Source organism: Paenibacillus sp. Marseille-Q9583, from assembly GCF_976954365.1.
Window position 1 is genome coordinate 1 of sequence record NZ_CDRJTB010000046.1, and the last position, 21,493, is coordinate 21,493.

Consider the following 21,493-nt stretch of genomic DNA (forward strand, 5'->3'; position numbering starts at 1 on the left):
GATCTTTTTTGTGGTTTTAGCATTTGCCTTATTTATCCCATGGCTCATTTATACCTATAGAAAATACAATTATCTGCCGCTTTCTACCACGTTAATTTCATTTTCGTTTATCTTTTACTTTCTTGCAGCGTTATTTTTAGTCTTGTTGCCGTTGCCAGAGATCCGCAATACTTGTTCGCTACAAAAACCAGGCACACAACATTATTCACTTATGCCATTTCAATTTATAGTGAGCACCTTGGGAAATAGTGGTATCGTTTTATCACAGCCTGCAACTTATAGACTGTTATTTAGCCAACCCTCATTCTATCAAGCCTTTTTTAATTTTTTGCTATTATTACCTTTTGGTGTTTATTTGCGATACTTTTTTCAAGACAAGAAACACTGGAAGAAAGCTCTAGGCATCACGTTCTTATTAACATTATTTTATGAGATAACACAGGTAACCGGTATTTACGGGATTTATAATTGCCCTTATCGCATTTTTGATGTGGATGATTTATTGTTGAATACTTCTGGCGGGGTACTGGGTTTCTTTATTGCACCCGCCGTGTTGGCATTATTCCCATCCAAAAAGAAAATTAATGAGAAAGCTGAAAGATTATTAGCTCTTGATGAAGTAAGAGGGATGTCTGTGTTGCTGGCTGTTATGATTGATATATTTATCAGCAATATGGTAGTTAAAGTTGTGTTAAGCATGACCAACGTGAATATGGTTAGTGAATTTATTGCAACGACAATTACGCTTTTTGTAACACTTTTTATGATTCCATGGATTTGGAACGGATCGACAATCGGTACGAAAATTATGCGCTATCGCTATGACAGTAAAGAAAGTCGTGTGGAAACAAACAAGCGATTATTTAAACGTTTTGGTGCGATTTACGCGATATACTTCACAACGGTTATTGCGAATATTTTGAATAACGTGGAACTATCCATGGATTCTCCATTTTATAAGGCATCTATATTCTTAACGCTAGGAGCTGGATTGACCATTGTCATTTTAACGATCGTGTTGTTCATCCATGTGATGTTAGTCGTATTTGGCAAAGAAAAACGTCGCTTCTACTTTGATGAAGCTTCTGATTTATATACAACCAGGAAATAATAATGTTGAAGCGCCCACTCAAAGTTTATTCAATAGCAAAGAGGTACCTCGTAGTCTTTAATGGCTATGGGGTACCTCTTTTTGTGGATTTAAGCTTATTGTAAGGTTGGCATGAATTTGCTGTAAGGTTCGCAGCCTATAGTATAACTATCAGCAAATTATGAGGTGAAATGAATGGAACCATTATTAAAAGTAGAAAACATAAAAAAAGTGTATGGGAAGTTAAGTGCTGTTTACACAGCATTAGAAAACGTGTCTTTTGACATTCATGAAGGTGAGTTTGTAGGAATTATGGGGCCTTCCGGCGCTGGGAAATCAACCTTGCTAAATTTGTTAGCAACCATTGATTCTCCAACTGAAGGTAAGATTTATATGAAGAACAAGAGTATTCATGATATGAAGGAAGCAGCCTTGTCTGACTTCAGACGTGATCATCTCGGCTTCATCTTCCAAGATTACAATTTACTCGATTCCTTGACTGTAAAGGAGAACATATTGCTTCCTCTGGCGATTGCTAAAATTCCAGCGAAGAAAATCAATCACCTCGTGACTCAGATTTCTAAAGTATTTGGGATTGAAGATTTACTGGCAAAATATCCTTACCAAATCTCTGGGGGGCAAAAACAAAGAACCGCTGCGGCTAGAGCGCTTGTGACAGAGCCTGCACTGATTTTGGCGGATGAACCAACAGGTGCGCTTGACTCCAAATCAGCAACAGATTTATTGGAAAGCTTAAGTACTTTAAATGAAAATAACAATTCGACCATTATGATGGTGACCCATGATGCCTTTGCCGCAAGCTTCTGCCGCCGGATTATTTTCATCAAGGATGGTTCATTTTCAACAGAAATCTATCGTCGTGATCAGACACGCAAAGCCTTCTTCCAAGAGATCTTAGATGTTCATGCGGCCAATGGGGGTGAGGTTGATGACGTTATTTAGTCTAGCTAAAAAAAATATAGCACGAAACTTCTCACAATATTTCTTATACATTGCATCGATGGTGTTTAGTATCATCATTTACTTTACATTTGTGACCTTAAAATATAGCAATACGATAGCAGAACAGACGGCTTCATCCCAAAAACTTGGTTCACTAATGAGTGGGGCGGCAGTCATTCTCATCTTTTTCGTATTCATATTTATTGCTTATTCCAACTCATTTTTTATGAAAAAACGTAAAAAAGAAGTGGCATTGTATGCGTTACTAGGCGTGCGTAATCGTCAAATAGGCTTTATGCTCTTTTTTGAAAATCTATTATTAGGACTGTTCTCTTTAATAGTAGGAATTGTACTTGGTTTCCTATGTTCAAAAGGATTTATGACGATTTTAATTCATTTAATGGGTTATGACGTTGTAGCACCCTTTACATTTTCAGTAGCGGCAGCGATGAACACTGGTATTGTATTTCTGGTTATTTTCTTAGTGACATCGTTTCAAGGCTATCGCTTGATCTATCAATTTAAGCTGATTGATTTATTTCATGCTTCCAAAAAGGGAGAAGTGGCGCCTAAACCATCTATGATAGTAGCTGTTCTTGGAGTGTTACTCATTATCATGGGCTATTGGCTTGCAATGCAGGACCTTTTCACTTCTAAGGTATGGGAAACAATTGGATTCCCCATGACTGTATTAATTATTTTAACAACGGTTATTTTGGGTACATTTCTATTGTTCCACAGCGTGACTGGCTTTGTGTTAGCGATGATTAAGAAAAATGAAAGGTGGCTGTGGAAAGGCCTTCATGTCATTACTATTTCGCAGCTGCTCTATCGTATTCGTGGGAACGCACGTACATTAACAGTGATTGCCGTGTTAAGTGCTACGACAGTAACTGCCGGTGGAGCGGTCTATGGCCTTTATTACAATACGAATGACTCGGCGAAAACGATTAATCCGAATACCTTTATGTATCAATCAACAGATGTAGAAATGGACAAGCAAGTGAGTGCTGTAGTATCAGATACAAAATACGATGAAAAGTTCGAAGCGCTATCCATTACGTTTCATACGAAAGAATTAAACTCGCCATCAACATTCGATAGCTCTGATAAAAGAAGCTATACAGTTATCGATGAAAAAACATACAACCAATTAGCAAGAGTACAACATAAAGAAAAATTAGATGTAAAGGACGGCTACGCGGTTATTTTAGATATCGGATATGACAAAAGGTTCTCACCAATATATACAGGAAAAACTATAACAACAGGCAACGGCCATCCACTCACGTTCCAAAGCTTTAAAACGCAAACCGTATTGAATGCAGGTACAGCAGGTATAACCGTGGTAGTCTCGGATGACCAGTATAAAGTGTTGCAAAATGATGGGAAAGTGCTGCACTATCGTGTTCTTGGGGTAGAGGATGCCTCTGTAGATTTATCTCAAAAAATTGCAAATCAATTACCTGAAGAAGCGCTATTTTCAAGTGGTCCACAAGATTACCAAACAAGTTTGGAAGGTGTGGGTTCTCTACTGTTTATCGGAAGTTTCCTTGGTCTAGTATTTCTGGCTGCTACAGGCAGTATCATTTATTTTAAAGTTTTAACAGAGGCAGAAGAGGATAAATCACAGTACAATATGCTGCATAAAATGGGTGTCAGTTCAAAAGAAATGCGGAAATCCATTGCGTCACAGGTATTCGTTATTTTTTTTGTACCGCTTGTAATAGGGTTATTGCATAGTGTAGTGGCTTTAAAAGCATTCTCTAGTCTACTGATGATGGATTTAGCAAAACCTGTGTTGTTCTGGATGATTGCTTATACCGTAATTTACGGGTTGTATTATTTCTTAACCGTAGCTTCTTACAATCGTATGATCACACTAAATAATAAAACAGAAGGATGATTGAGATGAAAAAATTTCTAATTACTATGGGTATTTTGTTTGTTATTGGAGTTGTAGGGGTCTTTGCTATAGCCAAGATTGATTTCAATCGCTTCAATGCCGAAAATTACTACTTACAAATCACAGAGGATGGGGAACCCCATGAATATAAACTGAGCGATGGTTCAGTCATGACCTCTTATTCTTATACACTAGAGGCTACAAATGCCAAAGGTAATACAATTCCACTGGAATTTAATGCACAAAAAAATCTTCGTAAAGGCGCCTACTTGAAAATGTATGTAAAAAAAGGTGATCAAGTCTCCTCATACGATGAAGTGAAATTAGAGGATATTCCGCTAAAGGCACTAAAAAACTAATAGATTGAAGAAGGGCTGTCTCCAATAAAGGAAGTGGAGAACAGCCCTTTTCTCTGCCTAATGAGTAAGTAAGGCATTTGTATTATAAAAGTATAGTAATGGTGGTACCGGTATTTTCAGCGCTCGTCAAATCGAGGTTCCCCTCATGAGCCCAAATAATGTCTCTTGCGATGGCCATTCCTAACCCAGTTCCATGCTTACTCGTTGTGTTTGTACCCCGATAGTAGCGTTCGAAAACCTGTTCCAGATCTTTAGCCGGAATACCCTGGCCATTATCAGAAATTGTAATTTGGATATGCGGACTAATGGTTTTCACTCGAATCTTCACCACGACATTGTCATCGTTATGTACCAGCGCGTTGTAGATAAAGTTAAGGATCGCTCGTTTTAGTAATTTTTTATCTACTTTATGTACGGCTTTAACCACATCTGCCTCAAACTCTATCTGCCGTTCACCAAAGGTCGGGTCATTTAAAAGTTCAATCGTCATTTCTCGTAGGAACTGAACGAGATTCACCTCTTCAAATTGCAGGGATAGCTGGTGATTACGCAAACGCATCGTTAAATTGAGATCATCTAACAAATCTTTCATATACATCGATTTACTCTTGATAATTGCTGTGTATTCCTGTAATTCTTGGGCTGTTAAATCTGTGGCACTGTCGTTTATAAATTCTGCATAGCCTTGAATAGAAGCAAGTGGTGTCTTCATGTCATGTGAAACATTGCTAATCCATTCCTCACGCATTTGGTCAAGACGCTTACGTTCCTCTTCATGTCGGTCAAGTTTTTCAGATAGTTCATTCATATTACGAAAAACATCTTCATAAACACCTTTAGGAGTTGGCATTTTCTTAAAACGTCGTTCCCTAAGCTGTTGAATACCCTCTATTAAGGTATGAAGTGGTGCAGTTAACTTTTTCCCAAATAGAAATCCAATGATGATTACAATAAGCACATCAACGATTAAAAAAATGGAAAGAAAAACATTAACATCTTTGAAAATTTTAGCGTAGTCATAGGTCATTACATAACGGCCTATTTTTGGATTTTGAATCCCTAAAAAGTAGCTGAAATTTTGAGCTGTGCTGACAAAAACAGTTGTGCTTGCATCTAATTCTTTATATTTGTACATTTGTACAATTTCAATAGGAGAATACTCTGTTTGCAATTCTTTAGGGGTATTAAAGGCTGCTACTTGCTCCCCTTGGTTATTCAAGAATTGTACCCAGGCGCTCATTTCTTGTAGTTTTTTGAGCCCTTCTTCGTTCACAACAGGTTTGCCGGATTGTAGTTCTACATATTGTGAAAAGGTCCGGCTAAAGGTTTCTGCTGAAGCTTCTTCAGTGCCAAAATTATTATTCTGTAGCTGTATGAAAAATATGGAGAGGAATAAAATCGCATTTACAATACCAACGATCACAACAATAGTCATAACCGATCTTAAAAAACGGAGTGTCAATTTCCATTTCAACTTGTCTCACCCCTTGGTATGTAATTTATAACCTAACCCTTTAACCGTTAATAAATAGGCGGGCTTTGAAGGGTCTGCCTCAATTTTTTCGCGTAAGCGCCGAATATGTACCATTACTGTATTATCGGAACCAAAAAAATCTTCACCCCACACCTGTCCAAACAAGGTTTCTTTGCTTATGATCTGATTGGGATGATGCATAAAACAGCTCATTAATCCGACTTCTTTGGCAGTAAGCACAAGGGCTTCACCATTCTTTTTTAATTCTGTCTCATTAGCACTTAGCTCAAAGGGGCCCACTTGCAAACTTTTCGGAGCCTTCTTTTCCTCTGTAAAGCCAGCCCTTCTTAGTTGGGCCTTTACCCGATAAGCGACTTCTTTCGGACTGAACGGTTTAGTAATATAATCATCGCCACCTATCGCCAGTCCTAACAGCTTATTAATTTCCTCATCCTTTGCAGACATAAATAAGATTGGTGCATTGGATGTTTCCCGTATTTTTCTGCATAAGTCATATCCTTCTCCATCTGGAAGCATAATATCTAGCAAGATAAGCTCAGGATTATACTCCTGGAACTTGTCCCAACCCTCTGCAACGGTCCCGGCAGTTACAACGTCTGGAATGCCTTCTTTATGTAACACTGTCTTCATCAGACGCGCTAAATCATCTTCATCGTCTATGATTAATACCCATTTATGACTTGCCATTTGTTTCCCTCCAAATCCGTCTTTATGTACATTATTACATTATAGAGGACTCTTTATTTCTTGCGCAAAAAAAATCGCAAAAGAAAGGCTTACATGAAGATGGGTATTACTTAGACGAATATAGCAAAGCAATATTCGGTGATTTATTAAAATTCATTCTAGATATAGCCAAATCAGGTAAGGAGGAGAAATTGTTACGCCCCCCTGCCTTCCATGGCATTAATCTGCACTGTATATGGCCCTTTGAAGATGTTCGCTAAAATGATGGAAGAAGGTGAGTTGCTGTATTCGCTTGAGCTCGAAGAAGAACTTGCAGACAGCTTTTGGAATGCAATTAGATGGCAGCGACTTGCAAGGAGTGCAAGCAGCCTTAACAGGAACAACTGCAACCAATGCTGATTTGCAGAATATTTCACAGGATGACTTTGTACGTACAGCCGTGATTATGCTGGTCGGAATCATAATTGTGCTAATAGTCATTACGCGCTCTGTGTTCAGTTCTCTGTTCATTATTGCTTCCTTGGTGCTAGTGTACTTACTTCTCTTGGAATCAGTGAAATCTTGAGTTGGATCGTTCCATTTTTCAGCTTCAGTATGCTACATCAAAGAATGTAGTTGACAAATCGAGTCATATTTAGACGGCAGTAAAATTTAAAAATACATGCGTTATACGTATGCTGAGAACAATAGAAAGAATCTTCGGGGACCTTTGTGGTCCCTTGTTTCAACATATCAGAAAGTATATAATTATCGACTATACCTTACAACTTTATTACGCTATAATCAACGTAAAGTCACCAGATGACCTAAGAGTAGGATGATTTTAATAGATTAATTAATATTAGCTTTTGATGTGCCAAAACGTATTTTGTTATTGAAATAGGTTGTTTATATTGTTTATGATATTATTAAAGGTGTTAATTAAATCTAGAGTAGGTAGATTATGAGTCTAAATGACAACGTATTAATTAAAATTCGTGAGATGCGAGAGAGTTTTACACCAGTTGAACGATTGGTCGGAGATTACATTTTAGAAAATACGGAAGAGATCCCTCATTTGTCGATTAAGGAATTGGCTCAATCGAGTAAGACAAGCGATGCATCTGTCCTTCGTTTCTGTAAGACGATGGGTTACAGCGGATACCGCAATTTTATTGTGAGTATATCGGCATCTTTGGGTTCTCGTGATGAGGATTCTAAGGCTCAATATACAGATATTCAGCCAGGTGATGATCTCTCGACAATTATATCAAATATTTCATTGAATAATTGCAAGTCCATTGAGGATACGCTTAGTGTTATTGATCGAAAAGAAATTACAAGAGCTGTAGAATTACTATGTCATAGTAAGCGAATTGTTTTCTTTGGAATAGGTGCTTCGGGACTCGTTTGTATGGACGGGGAACAGAAGTTCTCGCGAATTAATAAGATGTGTCATGCCTATACAGATGGTCATAGTCAGCTCACGGCAGCAACTTTACTTGAAAAAGATGATGTTGCCATTTTCATTTCTAACTCTGGAGCAACTAGTGATATTATTGATGCACTGGAAATTGCCCAAAAGAATAGAGCGAAATGTATTGCGATTACGAAGTACAATAAAAGTGAGCTTGCGGAGCGGGCGGATATTGTACTGAGCATATCCACACCTGAAATAACAATCCGCAGTGGGGCTATGGGCTCGCGTATTGCGATGCTTACGATCATCGACATATTATTTGCTGGTGTCGCAAGTGCAGAATATGAAGAAGTAAAAACCTACTTAACAAAAACGCATAATATATTAAAGAAAAAAATTAGAAATTAGGTTTTGATAGAATGAATGTGGAGGAAAGCATTGATCATAGATCAATGCTTTCTTTTTTTGTATTTCATTCACTTATTCGTGTGCTAAAATGTACTACTTATCAATCCATGTCAGATTATCTACATGGTGAATACGTTGATCTAATGAATATAATAAGTAGTTTAATTCAATAATTAATAGCTTGGCACACAATTATGAGGAAGGAAATGAATGGAATCGAAGACGAAACATCATCCGGTTGAACACGGATGATGTAACTTTATGTTTCGTTTGGAGCGATAATCAGCAAATAATACATTTTTTTTAAATCGCTTTAACCTTAGAGCCATAGCGATCAAAGCGATTGGTAAAAATTTAAATTGCATCTTGTAAGCGCTTTATAAATGTGGTATAACATAGTATGTAAGGAATGAAATAAAACATCAGAATTTAATTTCTTTATGAAATTATATTTCAAAATCTATTGACGAAGCGATGGTGTTGTATTAGTATAAGAACATAATAATTGTAAGTTAATCTAACGCGTTTTGTTAATTTGATGACAGATTAAGGCTGGGAAGAAGGAGGATGGCTATGAATGACTACCTTGCGGGATTGACAACAGAGGCTGTGAATCCAGACACATTAATGATTGATGAATGTACTACGGAAGAAATGATCCAGTTAATGAATCAACAAGATGCACTGGTCCCCAGAGCTATAGCTGAGGAGATTCCGCAGATTGCAAAGGCGGTAGATATTCTACATCATAGGTTGTCTAATGGTGGAAGAATGTTTTACATAGGAGCTGGCTCATCAGGAAGATTGGGTGTTCTGGATGCTTCCGAATGTCCTCCTACCTTTGGTACAGATCCTTCCTTGGTGCAGGGCTATATTGCTGGTGGTGATATTGCTTTGCGTACTGCGGTTGAAGGCTGTGAAGACGATATGGATGAAGGGATCGCATTAATCGAAAGCATTGGTGTAACAAACAAAGATGTACTTATTGGGATTTCGGCAAGCGGTAGTGCAAACTATGTTATTGCAGCTTTAGCGAAAGCAAAGGAACTTGGAGCAGCCACTATCGGTGTTTGTAACAACAGAGGCTCAAAGTTCGAACCCATTGTAGATGTTTGTATAACACCTGTTGTAGGACCTGAGGTCATTAGCGGTTCGACTCGATTAAAGGCAGGAACTGCTCAGAAGTTGGTGCTTAATATGCTGACAACATGCACAATGGTCAAGTTAGGAAAAACGTACAACAACTTGATGGTTGATCTGAAGGCTAGTAATTTTAAGCTCGTAGATCGCTCGATTCGTATTATCATGAACACGACTGGTGTAGATACATCAACCGCCGCAGAAACACTTGAAAAAGCATCTATGAACTGTAAGCTGGCAATTATGATGATTAAATCGGGGTTAGATGCAAAAGAAGCAGAACAAGTACTTAACGCAAACGGAGGACGCTTGAAACAGGCAATCGCATCATTGGTTTAGGTGTGAAAAGTGGAATAACAGGATGGATGCTATTAATAATTGAGGAGGCTGTTATCGATGAAAAAAAGATCACGTGGATTAACTCTGTTTTTGTCAGGAATCATGATGGTATCACTATTATCGGCTTGCGGAGGAAACGGAAATAACGCTCCAGCTTCTACAGATTCCGGTAACACAGGAACTAGTAACGGTGGTTCTGAGCCTAAAAAGGATACGATTACAGCACTTTTACCTCCGATATCAGCGAACTATCAAACACGTTTTGCTGATATGGAAAAAGAATTTAATACACTACATCCTAACTTGACTTTGAAAATCGAGCCAGCGAGCTGGGAAGATATGACGCAAAAACTTGATACTCAAGTAAATGCAGGTTCTCCTCCAGATATTGCTTTTATCGGTGCTTCAGGAATTTCGAAATATGCAGCACTTAATGTACTAATCGACCTTAACGGTGCCCTTTCTGATGAAGCCAAGGCAGATTATGACGAAGTTCCATTGAAATATTTCCAACTAGGTGACGCTCAATACGGCCTACCAGCGTATATGGAAATCCACACTATCGGTGGTAACAAACAATTCCTTGAAGAAGCCGGAATTGATTGGAAAAGCATTCAACAAAACGGTTGGACTTATGAAGAGTTCCGTAATGCAATTTCTAAAGGCGTAGTGAAAAATGATAAAGGTGAAACTACTCGTTATGGTTTCGTGTTCGCAACATCTGGTGTAGCATCTAAAGACTATCTAGCTATTCTTGCTAAAACTGCAGGTTTACCAGATTACTTCGATAAAGATCTTAAATATACGTATACAAGCAAAAACTTCTTGGGGCTACTTACATCTATTCGCGAAATGATCAACGATGGTTCTATGCCTAAAGAGCTAAGCTCTATCGATGCTGGTAAACGGTGGAACATGTTCCTAACGGGTCAAACGATGATCACAGGTAAAGGTTTATCTGCATTTGAAAACTCTGCTCGTCTAAACAATGAGAAGATTAAAGCGAACGATGGTTCAGCTGTTGCAGATTCTATTGAAGTTGATTATATTTCACTTCCAGTCCCAACATTCAACGGTGCCGATTATGTCCCTACTTCAATCGTTGATGGTTATATCGCACTTCGTGGTAAAAAAGCTCCATCTGAAGAGCACATCAAAAATATTGCCCTAGCAACGAATTTCTTGTCTTCTGGTTCAATTGCTGCTAACTACAGTAATGAGCTGTTCTTATCACCAATTACTGAATCTGCACGTAATGCAGAAGTACTTGAAAAATTCCCTCGTAACGAAGATAACGTTGCTGCAGGTAAAGCTATGATGGCAAAAGCGCTTCCGGCTCGTACAGATATTCCTACTGATCTGGCTGCTGAAGCATTAAAAATTGAAACAGAAGTTATTATTCCTAAACTACAAGCCTTACTTGCAAATGAGATTGCTCCACAAGAAATGTATGATGCAGTTAAAGCTGCTGCAATTAAATCTTTCGGTAAAGATGGTATTGTAGTTGACTAGTCTGTCGTAGGCTGACATGTGAAAGCTGTGCGTAGCTAGAACGTACAGCTTTCCTTCTAAATTAGCTAGAGCTTGTACTGTTTTTAGAAGAGAGGTGCGACCCAATGAATCAAACGTTGACTAAAAGAAAAAAATTGAAACTCGAAAGTGACTCAGGTTGGGGATACGCGTTTATCGCAGTAGCACTTATTGCGTTTTCTTTATTTACCGCATATCCAGTCATCAATGCTTTTATTATCAGCTTACAAAAATATGGTCCATTAGGATCCACTTTTGTCGGCATGGATAACTTCGTTAACTCGTTTTCAGATGAACTTTTCTGGAAAGCGCTGAAAAACACGTTAGTATATACGCTATTAACTGTTCCGTTTAATATTCTTCTATCATTTTTAATTTCAATTTTGATTATTCCTTTCAAGAAAAAAACACAAACGATCTTTAAAGCACTATATTACTTGCCAGCCGTAGCATCTGGTGTAGCGCTTTCTGTTGTGTGGCTGTGGATCTTCGATCCGTTAAAATCAGGTATTGCCAATAAGCTCGTGAGTTTTTTAGGTATTGAAAATCAAAACTGGCTTGGTTCCAGTGCAACTGCAATGTTCTCACTTGTGTTAATGTCATGGTTATCAAGTCATGGTACAGCAATTATTATTTATATAGCCGCATTACTCGCTATTGATAACAGCTATTATGAAGCAGCTGAAATTGATGGCGCGTCTTTCCTGCAAAAGCTTTGGTTTATCGTTGTCCCTTTCCTTAAGCCAACAACGCTATTCCTACTTGTTACTGGTGTTATCGGTTCCTTCCAAGTATTCCAAAACGCTTATCTTATGACAGGCGGTGGACCGGACCATGCAACAACAATGGTAGGTTTGTTAATCTTTAACAATGCGTTCACATATTTTGAGTTTGGTGAGGCAGCGGCACAATCATTAGTTCTAGCAGCGATTATCGGATTTATCTCATTCCTTCAATTCAAGTTTATAGGTAAAGATGTAGAATACTAGGAAAAGGAGCAGAATACTATGGGTTTGTACAACAATAGCTTAAGAAGCAAAGGGTATCTGTTTATACGTAATGGTGCAAACATTACGTTCCTTATCCTATTTGCCGCAGCTACCATATTCCCGATATACTTTATGGTCATCTCCTCGTTCGGTGATCCGGTAGAAGCTGGTGCAATGAGCTATTCTATCCTACCAACGAAGATTTCATTTGAATCTTATAAATTCTTCTTTAACTTCAGCCCACATACATGGGACTGGTTATTGAACTCCTTTATAGTGGCAGCGTGTATCACGGTATCTAACGTATTTTTTGCTACACTTGCTGGATATGCTTTTGCAAAAATGAAATTTAAAGGGAAAAACATTTTGTTCGCTATTTTGCTGGGATCTATGATGATTCCTGTTCAAGTTACTCAGGTTCCACTATATATTTTGATCGTAAATATTTTTGAATTACAAAATACGTACACAGCGTTGATTATGCCGAGCATAGTAACGGTATACAATATCTTCTTGGTTAAGCAGTTCATGTCCTCCATTCCAGGTGAAATTATTGAATCTGCTAAAATCGAAGGTTGTTCCCAGCCTAAAATCTTCTGGTATATCATTATGCCTCTATCTAAAACAATTATGGCAGTACTAGCAATCCTAACGTTCATGGCGGCATGGAATGACTTTTTCTGGCCGTTCCTAGTAACGAATACGATGGATATGCAAACCATTCAGGTCGGCTTGAAAAACTTTCGCTTTGCGAATACAACTTACTTTGCACCGATGATGGCGGGGGCAACCATTTCAGCAGTTCCAATGTTTATTTTGTTCTTCAGTTTACAAAAATACTTCCTTGAAGGGGTAACAGTTGGAGCGGTGAAAGGTTAATGGACAAACAATCAAAAGTTGATGCAACATACTTAGTTGGCTTGATGTCAGGTACATCAGTAGATGGTATTGATGCAGCAGTAATTAAGCTTTTCCCATCAGCCGAAAAAGAGCATGGAGTAGAGATTGAATTACTGGCTTTTGAAAACACACCTTTTGAGGTGCAAGTTAGAAACTCCATATTTGAGCTTTTTGATCCCGCTAGCGCTACGATTGATAAGGTTGGCGCAATGAATATGTGGCTTGGCGAATTATACGCCCAAGCCACATTATCCGTTATAGGGAAATGCGGCCTTTCGCCTTCGCAAATATTCGCGGTAGGATCGCATGGTCAAACAATCTATCATGCTCCGGAAGAGAATGTTATGGGCGGCTATAATCTGCATTGTACTGTTCAGATTGGGGATGGTGCAGTTATCGCCAATCGCACAGGAATTCCTTGCGTATCAGACTTTCGAGTTGCTGACATGGCAATGGGTGGACAAGGAGCTCCGTTAGTACCATTTACCGAATACTTATTGTTTAACAATCCAGAGAAAACACTTCTGATGCAAAATATTGGCGGAATAGGCAATGTGACTGTTTTGCCTGTAAATGCCTCACCGGATGAGGTATTTGCTTTTGATACGGGTCCTGGAAATATGATTATCGATGGCCTTGTATCGCAATTATTTGCACCAATGACCATGGATGTTGATGGCGAAATTGGTGCGGGCGGTCAAGTGATTGATGAGCTATTGAAATGGATGCAGCAGGATAAATATTATACGATACCGTTACCAAAATCGACAGGCAGAGAACGGTTTGGCCAACAATACGTGGCACAAATTATTGAAATGATGAAGGTTAATCACTGGAAAGCAGAAGATGTTGTTGCAACAGCTACGTACTTAACTGCCTGGAGCATCGTCGATAGCTATGAACGGTATATTGCACCGCAGCATCAGGCTGAGCAATTGTTAATTGGCGGCGGTGGAAGCTATAACAAGACACTTTTGCGTGATTTACAGCACTTATTTGCAACGCATAACGTGCAGGTGCTGACGCAGGAGGATATCGGTGGTAATAGTGATGCTAAGGAAGCAATTGCTTTTGCTCTGCTAGCGTATTACACGATGGAGCGCTTACCAAACAATATCCCGCTAGTAACTGGAGCTTCACAGCCAGTAGTAATGGGCAAAATTTCCTGGCCCTATATTGGACGTTCACAGGAGGCTTAAATGATGCAAATTAGAACCTTTTCAAATGAAGATCACTCTGCAGTTGTAGAGCTTTGGAATCGTGAGGCTACAAAATATGATTATAAGCCATTTACAGAGCGAGAGTTTCAAGATACATTCATCGACCATCCTTATTTTGACGCTGACTGTATATGGGTAGGCTGTGACGAAAAAGGGATTGTTGGTTTTGCAGCTGGCTGCTGCGGTGACGATCTCCCTCTTGGAGATGTGGCCGGTTATATTACGAGTGTTATTATAGATACCCATGTGGCTTCTCTGGAGCTTTACGATGCTTTTCTATTGCGTTTAGAAAAAAGATTCCAAGAACTTGGGAAAAGACAAGCGGATGTATTGTTTTTCAACCCTGTTAAGCTGAAGTGGAGTATACCAAGTGCACCTCAGCATGAGCATAATAATGCCCCGGGCATAAGTAAGGACCAGCCATTATATGAAGCTTTAATGGCTAGAGGCTACGAAGATCGAGCGACGCAATGCGGCATGTATTTAAAACTCGGAAGCTTTATAGTTCCCGAAGATATTTTAGATAAGGAAACCAATGCAAATAGCAAGGACTATTACATTACGTCCTATGTCCCTGATTTACATACAGGGCTTGAAGCAACGCTTGCTGCCCTGCAAAATCCGCAGTGGAAGAAGGATATTGTTACTTATGTGAAGGTTGGCGCACCACTTGTAGTAGCTGTGTACGGCAACGAGGTTGTGGGCTTTGCAGGTCCAATTATTTCGCACACTGATGGAAGAGCATTTTTTTGCGGTATCGGAGTGCACCCAGAGCATGAGGGTCATGGCCTTGGTAGTGTATTATTTTTCAGAATGGTTGAAGCTTTTCAAAATGTGGGCTGTCAATATATCTCTCTATTCACTGGAAATAATAATCCGGCTCTTCGAATCTATCAAAAAGCGGGCTTTACTATTGAAAAACAATTTTCTATATTGCGGAGGGAACTTTAAAGATGAGCGAAAAATTCACAGTATTAGCAATTGGAGCGCATGTTGGTGATGTGGAGCTAGCTTCTGGTGGTGTGCTCGCTAGTCATAGTTTAAAGGGAGATCGCATTGTGACACTAGCGTTAACTGCGGGTGAACGAGGGGTCCCGGCAGGACAGGATATGAAGGAATATCGTCAGCAAAAAGTGAAAGAGGCACAGGTTTTTGCGGATATGCTAGGCGGTGAAGCCATTGTATTCGATGATTATTGTGACGGAGAGTTGCCTGACAATCAAGAAATTCGTATGGAGGTTTGTGATGTAATTCGTCGCGTGAAGCCTAACATTATTATTACACACTGGAAAAACAGTATGCATAAGGACCATGCGCTAACGCATCATATCGTAAATGATGCCCGTTTCTTCGCAAGTCTATCATCCTTTGAACGAGCGCTCCCCGCGCACTTTGCAGCAAGATTATATTACTCCGAAAACTGGGAGGATGCGGTTGATTATGTCCCTTACGTATATGTGGATTTCGATCAAGCGGCATTTGATCTATGGATAGATGCTTTAAGCAAGCATTGGTTTGTGACGAATAGCAAATCTTTCAAATACATGGATTACTATAAAGCACTAGCAGTTGTTCGCGGCTGTGAAGCAAGAAAGACATATGCAGAAGCATTTATGGTGCCTGCTGAAACGGTGAAGGTTAGGCAGTCTAGTCTTTGGTAACTATTCAACTAGCTAAGAGGGAGTGTTTCTATGTATAGCAGGAAACATTCCCTTGTTCTATCCATTTATGCGAAAAAGCAGCTAGGAGGCAGCTTCATATGGTGTTAAATGGGATTGATTCTATAACGAATTATCGTTATTTGTTCGAAGGTAAGCGCGTAGGATTGATTACAGCGCCGACAGGTCTTACGAAGGATTTTGCATCAACGATTACTATATTACATGAAAATTTTAATCTTGCTGCGATGTTTTCACCTGAGCATGGCGTTCGCGGAGATTTGGATGCAGGGGCAGTAGTAGACACTTACATGGATCCTTTTACGAATGTTCCAGTCTATAGCTTGTACCGTAAAGACTCCAAGCGTTTAACAAAAGAAATGCTGAATGAAGTAGACATCATTGTATACGATATTCAAGATGTTGGTGTACGCTATTACACATTTATTTATACGATGCTGTATGCACTTGAAGATTGTGCAAATGCAGGTGTAGAATTTGTTGTTCTTGATCGTGTTAATCCGCTTAACGGGGTAACGGTAGAAGGGAATGTCTTGAAGCCCGGCTTCAAATCATTTGTTGGAAATTACGAGCTAGCCGTGCGATACGGCTTAACAGCAGGTGAGGTAGCAACGATGGCAAATGATCAAATGAATTGGAATGCATCGCTGCATGTCGTTCGTTTGGAAGGCTGGGAACGGAGCATGTCCTTCCCGGATACAGGATTAACTTGGGTTCATCCTTCACTTGGAATGCCACGATATGAAACAGCGTTATTATATACAGGAACATGTTTATTTGAAGGCACGAACTGCTCGGAAGGACGAGGCACAACGTTCCCGTTTGAAATGATTGGTGCTCCGTTCATTCAAGCGCAGCAATTGGCAGATGAGATGAATGCAAAAGGTATCCCGGGTGTGCTTTTTCGTCCAGTTCATTTCAAGCCAACGTCATCTAAACATTGTGGCGAGCTATGCGGCGGGGTACAAATTTACATTACAGATCTCCAAGTGCTGAGGCCTTTAGAAGTTGGGGTAACCTTATTATTTACGATAAGAGATTTGTACGAGCAATTTTCATTCCTGCCTCCTGTGAAGGAGGGCTCTCGTCCATTTATCGATTTGCTGGGGGGAGACAACATGTATCGTACGGAAAATATGCAAGCCAAGCAGCTGCTTGAACAGTTTGCAGCGGAAAGCAAGCAATTTGCAGAAATAACACAGCAGTATCATTTATATCGCTAGAGGAAGGTGAATAATTGATGAGAACAATAGAACATATGAGCTTGCGCGAAAAGATTGGACAAATGTTCGTAACAGGCTTCCCTTCAACCGAGATCACTCCTGAGCTGAAGGAAGTTATTGAGCATTATAAAGTCGGCAATATTATTTTATTCTCACATAATATCGACAATAAATATCAATTAGGCGAGCTTGTTACTGAGCTGCAGCAATGGTACACGACACATACTGGTATCCCGGGTTTTATTACGATCGACCAAGAAGGCGGTCGAGTCACTCGTATGCCTAAAGACGCGATCAATGTTGCTGGAGCCATGGCAATTGCTTCTTCAGGACGACCTGAAAATGCGTATGCAGCAGGCAGAATGACTGCCAGAGAATTGAAAGCATTAGGTATTAATTTTAATCTAGCTCCAGTTATGGACGTTAACAATAATGCATTGAATCCAGTCATAAATGTTCGTTCATATGGTGATTCTGTTGTAACAGTATCCCAGTATGGAATTCAAATGATGAAGGGATTGCTCGATGGAGGCGTCATGTCCTCACTTAAGCATTTTCCAGGTCATGGTGATACAAATGTCGATTCACATATTGGCTTGCCTACCATTGAAAAAACACTTGAGGAATTAGAGCAGCTTGAGCTGCTGCCGTTTAAGGCCGCAATTGAGCAAGGCGCTCAAGCGATTATGAGTGCACATATTTTATTTCCGAAAATCGAAAAATCCGGCGTGCCGGGAACAATGTCTCATACCATTATTACAGAGATATTAAAAGGAAAATTAGGATATAAAGGGTTAGTTGTATCGGATTGTTTAGAAATGGACGCGATCAAACGATACTATGGTACGGCAAAAGGAGCGTTAGGAGCTGTTAAAGCAGGTATTGATTTGGTATTCATTAGTCATACTCCTGAGACAGTGAAGGAAGCAGTTCATTTGATCGAAGAAGCTGTAGCCACCGGTGATTTGGATGAAGCGCTAATTGATGCAGCTGTTACAAAAATTTTAGCTTATAAAGCACAATATGCGACGATTGAGGAGCTAGATTATGAACTAGTTGGCTGCGATGTACATCGCCGAGCAAATGAGCTAATGCGTACGGAAACGATCTGCCTCATTAAAGGTGAGCTCCAGCCCATTCATACCGGTCACGAGCAAGTGTTATTTATGGGTTCCTATTCATACCGCACCGATCTTGCGTCCAGCAGCTTGAATCAAGCTCTTAGCTTTCCGCAATATATGGGGGAATATTTTAATACAGCTTATGAGATTATCGACATTGACCCGAGCGAGGAGCAAATCAACGCTGAGCTGGCAAAGGTACAAGGCTACAAACATATTGTAATCGGCTTGTTCAATGCGCGTGAAAACAAAGGTCAGCTTGCGCTTGTTCAGAAGCTGCTGGCAGCAGGCTGCAAAGTAACGGCCATTACATTAGGTCGCCCGTATGATTTACCGTTAATCGAAGGCGAGTTCTGCGGAATTGCGGCATTTGAGTATACACTTGATGCATTCAAATCACTCCTTCCAATCCTAAATGGTGAGGTTGTACCCACCGCCAATATTACGATACAGATGTAGACAAGCATAAACGTCTTCGGCGTCCTTTCAAGGACGGCAAGCGTTTCTGCGAGAAATATAAGGATAATATATCGCGTGAAACATATAAATTCATATCTTTGAAAAAAGTACAACAAGGGGACATAGGTATGGTATTTATCGTTGGAATTGATGGGGGTGGCACGAAAACAGCTGTCACCATTACGCATGACCAGGAAGACTCTTTATGCACCTTTACTGTAGGGCCTATTAATTATAACGGTGGTGATGCTGATGCTATTGCCGCCTCCTTTGAGGAAATTTTTAGTCAAACAAAGCTCTACTGCGGTAATTTACAAGAAGTTGCTCATATATGTATAGGTGCGGCAGGAATAAGTAATCCGCTGGTCATCAATTTTTTGGAGCAGCATGTGAGAAATAACGGTTATATCGGGCCATTAACGATTACAGGCGATCAAGAAACCGCATTATACGGGGCACAAAATGCAATGCAAGGCATCATTCTCATTGCCGGTACAGGATCGATTTGCTTCGGGGTCAATGAAAAAGGAGAGCAGCATCGCACAGGAGGCTTTGGTCATCTGATTGATGACGAGGGAAGCGGTTATAGCATTGGGCGTGATCTATTATCCGTATTAGTTCAAGTGGAGGACGGAAGAATAACCGATACGGTCATCCCAGCGATGGTATATGAGCAGCTTGGATTAAGCACTGTGAAAGAGATTATTGGCTTTGTTTATGATAAAAATACGACGAAAAAAGATATTGCGCAGCTCGCACCGATTATGACGACCGCATGCGAGAAGGGCGATGCACATGCAATAGCATTAGCGGAGAAATGTGCAGCCAATCTATATAAGCTTGTTGTGCCTGTTATTGAACGGCTTAAGCTATATGAAAGTCCGATTGCGATTGCAGGAAGTGTGCTGCAAAAGTCTCGCTTTGTGAAAGAAGCCTTGGAGCGAAAGCTCGCACAGAGCTACACGCAAACAAAGCTGATTTTGCCGATTAAGGATGCAGCCTACGGTGCTGTCCTGTTAGGAAGATCAAAAATGAACAACGACTAGTTTTTGTCGCTATGGAAAAATAAGGGTGTGTCATAAGTCCGAGCAGTTGGACTTGCGACACACCCTTATTTTAAAATGGTAGGAATCAAAAAAAGGCTTAAAATTTATCGGTCAAATAAAACACGGCTTGTTGTTTCGGAAATAGAGCTTGAAGGATGTTAGCGTGCTCAGTACTGTCCTTTGCTGCGCCTGCTTCATTATAGCCGAATATGATATAAGTCATTAGCTCGCGTTCATCTACTTCTATTGAAGTATAGGGATTAGTATGATTACTAGCATCGGAAACAGAAAGCCGCTTTTGCTTATAATCCAAGTAGATACAGTCCTCATTGCTGCGAAGTGCAATATGCAGCTCCTGGTCTGCAATTATGTTGCTACGGTTTAGGCGATCTTCTAATTCAGGCTGAAGCTTATGGAAAGTTGAACTGAGATTGATCATTTTCCACATCGCCATATTGATTTGAATTGAATTTGCTTGATGCTGTTGGTAATAGGAATATAGCTTATGGTCCTCTGGGAGCATCGCTAATATTTGCTTTGCATTTTGGCGCAGCTGACATAAGGCATGAAACAAAGCTTCAACGCCGTTTTCGGCTTCGTTCAAATACAATAATTCATTAATAAATACTTGTTCAGTTTCTTTCTTTTCAATGATGCCATAAGCGACGATTTTTCCATTTCTGCGAAGGAGCAAGCAGTCAACTTTCTTCCATTCCGGCCAGGTCAATAAATCATTCCAATACGTTCTACTTCGGATCACGGTGTAGGTACGATTCTTATTGAATTGTTCATAGATGAAACGGATATCATCGAGATAACAGGCTTCAAAAGGAATGATTTCATCACTGTTTTGCTGCTGCTCCAAACTTGCTGGTTTTTCAATCGCGAAAGCAGTCTCCGGAATAAGTCTCCAGCCAGCCTTTTCATAAAACGCATGCTTGCTAGCCAAAAGCAAGCTTATATCATAATCGGTTTCTTTCATATAGTTGGTCTGCGCATGAAGAATTTTGTGTGCAAGCCCCAGCCCGCGGTAATTTTGATCTGTACCGACACTCCCCATTGCACCCGTTTTCAAGATCGCTTGACCGACTCTAATATGAAACGGAAAAATTTGTACATTAGATGCAATCTTATCGTCAACCATCGCAAACCATGTTGTATCTGGATCATATGTGGTGTCTAGGTCTAATCTTTCTTGGAAAAAAGCTCGGCCTACGGAAAAGCATTCATCTAAAATATCGTAAATCTTTTCAAGCTGCTCTCTAGTTGGATGGTTCATTACGATGATGTTTGGTGTCGTCGTCATCTTTCATTTTCCTCCTGCGACGTAATGTTGGGATAAATTTAATAAATGAAAAAAACGGTTTTTTGGAATTTAATTTCTTATTTATAGTTTAATATTGAAAGAAAAATTCGTCAATAATGGAACGTGTGGAATCGTAGAAGTGCTGAGCAATTACAAGCACAAAGCGCACAAATGAAGGCGCAGCTTAAAAAGAAGAATGATAAACCGTTCAAGAACTTTTTGCGAAAAATCGGA

At 39.8% G+C, this 21,493-nt stretch carries 19 protein-coding genes; 16 read left to right on the forward strand and 3 right to left on the reverse strand.

What is annotated here, in order from left to right:
- The 4 genes from ACWNM1_RS19655 to ACWNM1_RS19670 form a co-directional block, all read left to right on the forward strand.
- A partial coding sequence (locus ACWNM1_RS19655) for a VanZ family protein (protein ID WP_449602303.1) occupies window positions 1-1,111 on the forward strand: 1,111 nt, incomplete at its 5' end.
- A 174-nt stretch (window positions 1,112-1,285) separates the two neighbouring features.
- Window positions 1,286-2,053, forward strand: a complete 768-nt coding sequence (locus ACWNM1_RS19660) for an ABC transporter ATP-binding protein (RefSeq protein ID WP_449602304.1) — start codon at window positions 1,286-1,288, stop codon at window positions 2,051-2,053.
- The gene (locus ACWNM1_RS19665; RefSeq protein ID WP_449602305.1) at window positions 2,040-3,959 is read left to right on the forward strand and encodes an FtsX-like permease family protein; all 1,920 of its coding nucleotides are present in this window, start codon (window positions 2,040-2,042) and stop codon (window positions 3,957-3,959) included. The genes ACWNM1_RS19660 and ACWNM1_RS19665 overlap by 14 nt, the downstream gene beginning before the upstream one ends.
- Window positions 3,960-3,964: 5 nt before the next feature.
- Window positions 3,965-4,318 carry a YxeA family protein gene (locus ACWNM1_RS19670; RefSeq protein ID WP_042194171.1) on the forward strand — a complete coding sequence of 118 codons (354 nt, stop codon included), beginning with the start codon at window positions 3,965-3,967 and terminating at the stop codon, window positions 4,316-4,318.
- A gap of 82 nt (window positions 4,319-4,400) precedes the next feature.
- Here ACWNM1_RS19670 and ACWNM1_RS19675 read toward each other — a convergent pair whose 3' ends face one another.
- Together ACWNM1_RS19675 and ACWNM1_RS19680 are read right to left on the reverse strand one after the other, a co-directional pair.
- Window positions 4,401-5,792, reverse strand: a complete 1,392-nt coding sequence (locus tag ACWNM1_RS19675) for a sensor histidine kinase (RefSeq protein WP_449602306.1) — start codon at window positions 5,790-5,792, stop codon at window positions 4,401-4,403.
- 6 nt (window positions 5,793-5,798) lie between these two features.
- Window positions 5,799-6,500 (reverse strand): response regulator transcription factor, encoded by a 702-nt coding sequence (locus ACWNM1_RS19680; protein ID WP_449602307.1) that lies wholly within the window; start codon window positions 6,498-6,500, stop codon window positions 5,799-5,801.
- A 292-nt stretch (window positions 6,501-6,792) separates the two neighbouring features.
- On the opposite strand from ACWNM1_RS19680, the gene ACWNM1_RS19685 reads away from it, so the two are divergent.
- From ACWNM1_RS19685 to ACWNM1_RS19740, 12 genes are all read left to right on the forward strand, one after another.
- Window positions 6,793-7,065 carry an MMPL family transporter gene (locus ACWNM1_RS19685; RefSeq protein ID WP_449602308.1) on the forward strand — a complete coding sequence of 91 codons (273 nt, stop codon included), beginning with the start codon at window positions 6,793-6,795 and terminating at the stop codon, window positions 7,063-7,065.
- A 378-nt stretch (window positions 7,066-7,443) separates the two neighbouring features.
- A complete protein-coding gene (locus ACWNM1_RS19690) occupies window positions 7,444-8,307 on the forward strand; it encodes a MurR/RpiR family transcriptional regulator (protein WP_449602309.1) in 864 nt (287 codons plus the stop codon).
- Between the two features lie 573 nt (window positions 8,308-8,880).
- Entirely contained in the window at window positions 8,881-9,786 is a 906-nt protein-coding gene (murQ, locus tag ACWNM1_RS19695) for an N-acetylmuramic acid 6-phosphate etherase (RefSeq protein ID WP_036688725.1), read from the forward strand.
- 57 nt (window positions 9,787-9,843) lie between these two features.
- Entirely contained in the window at window positions 9,844-11,298 is a 1,455-nt protein-coding gene (locus ACWNM1_RS19700; protein ID WP_036688723.1) for an ABC transporter substrate-binding protein, read from the forward strand.
- A gap of 104 nt (window positions 11,299-11,402) precedes the next feature.
- Window positions 11,403-12,305 (forward strand): carbohydrate ABC transporter permease, encoded by a 903-nt coding sequence (locus ACWNM1_RS19705; protein ID WP_060622964.1) that lies wholly within the window; start codon window positions 11,403-11,405, stop codon window positions 12,303-12,305.
- 18 nt (window positions 12,306-12,323) lie between these two features.
- A complete protein-coding gene (locus ACWNM1_RS19710) occupies window positions 12,324-13,184 on the forward strand; it encodes a carbohydrate ABC transporter permease (RefSeq protein WP_449602310.1) in 861 nt (286 codons plus the stop codon).
- Complete coding sequence (locus tag ACWNM1_RS19715) at window positions 13,184-14,404, forward strand: anhydro-N-acetylmuramic acid kinase (RefSeq protein ID WP_449602311.1); 1,221 nt, start codon at window positions 13,184-13,186, stop codon at window positions 14,402-14,404. The genes ACWNM1_RS19710 and ACWNM1_RS19715 overlap by 1 nt, the downstream gene beginning before the upstream one ends.
- The gene (locus tag ACWNM1_RS19720) at window positions 14,405-15,376 is read left to right on the forward strand and encodes a GNAT family N-acetyltransferase (protein ID WP_449602312.1); all 972 of its coding nucleotides are present in this window, start codon (window positions 14,405-14,407) and stop codon (window positions 15,374-15,376) included.
- Between the two features lie 2 nt (window positions 15,377-15,378).
- Complete coding sequence (locus ACWNM1_RS19725; protein WP_076106428.1) at window positions 15,379-16,086, forward strand: PIG-L deacetylase family protein; 708 nt, start codon at window positions 15,379-15,381, stop codon at window positions 16,084-16,086.
- Between the two features lie 98 nt (window positions 16,087-16,184).
- Window positions 16,185-17,327 (forward strand): exo-beta-N-acetylmuramidase NamZ family protein, encoded by a 1,143-nt coding sequence (locus ACWNM1_RS19730; protein WP_076141025.1) that lies wholly within the window; start codon window positions 16,185-16,187, stop codon window positions 17,325-17,327.
- Between the two features lie 17 nt (window positions 17,328-17,344).
- Window positions 17,345-18,907 carry a glycoside hydrolase family 3 protein gene (locus tag ACWNM1_RS19735; RefSeq protein ID WP_449602313.1) on the forward strand — a complete coding sequence of 521 codons (1,563 nt, stop codon included), beginning with the start codon at window positions 17,345-17,347 and terminating at the stop codon, window positions 18,905-18,907.
- A gap of 128 nt (window positions 18,908-19,035) precedes the next feature.
- The gene (locus tag ACWNM1_RS19740; protein ID WP_449602314.1) at window positions 19,036-19,953 is read left to right on the forward strand and encodes an N-acetylglucosamine kinase; all 918 of its coding nucleotides are present in this window, start codon (window positions 19,036-19,038) and stop codon (window positions 19,951-19,953) included.
- 97 nt (window positions 19,954-20,050) lie between these two features.
- Here ACWNM1_RS19740 and ACWNM1_RS19745 read toward each other — a convergent pair whose 3' ends face one another.
- Complete coding sequence (locus ACWNM1_RS19745) at window positions 20,051-21,259, reverse strand: GNAT family N-acetyltransferase (protein ID WP_449602315.1); 1,209 nt, start codon at window positions 21,257-21,259, stop codon at window positions 20,051-20,053.
- Window positions 21,260-21,493: the final 234 nt, after the last annotated feature.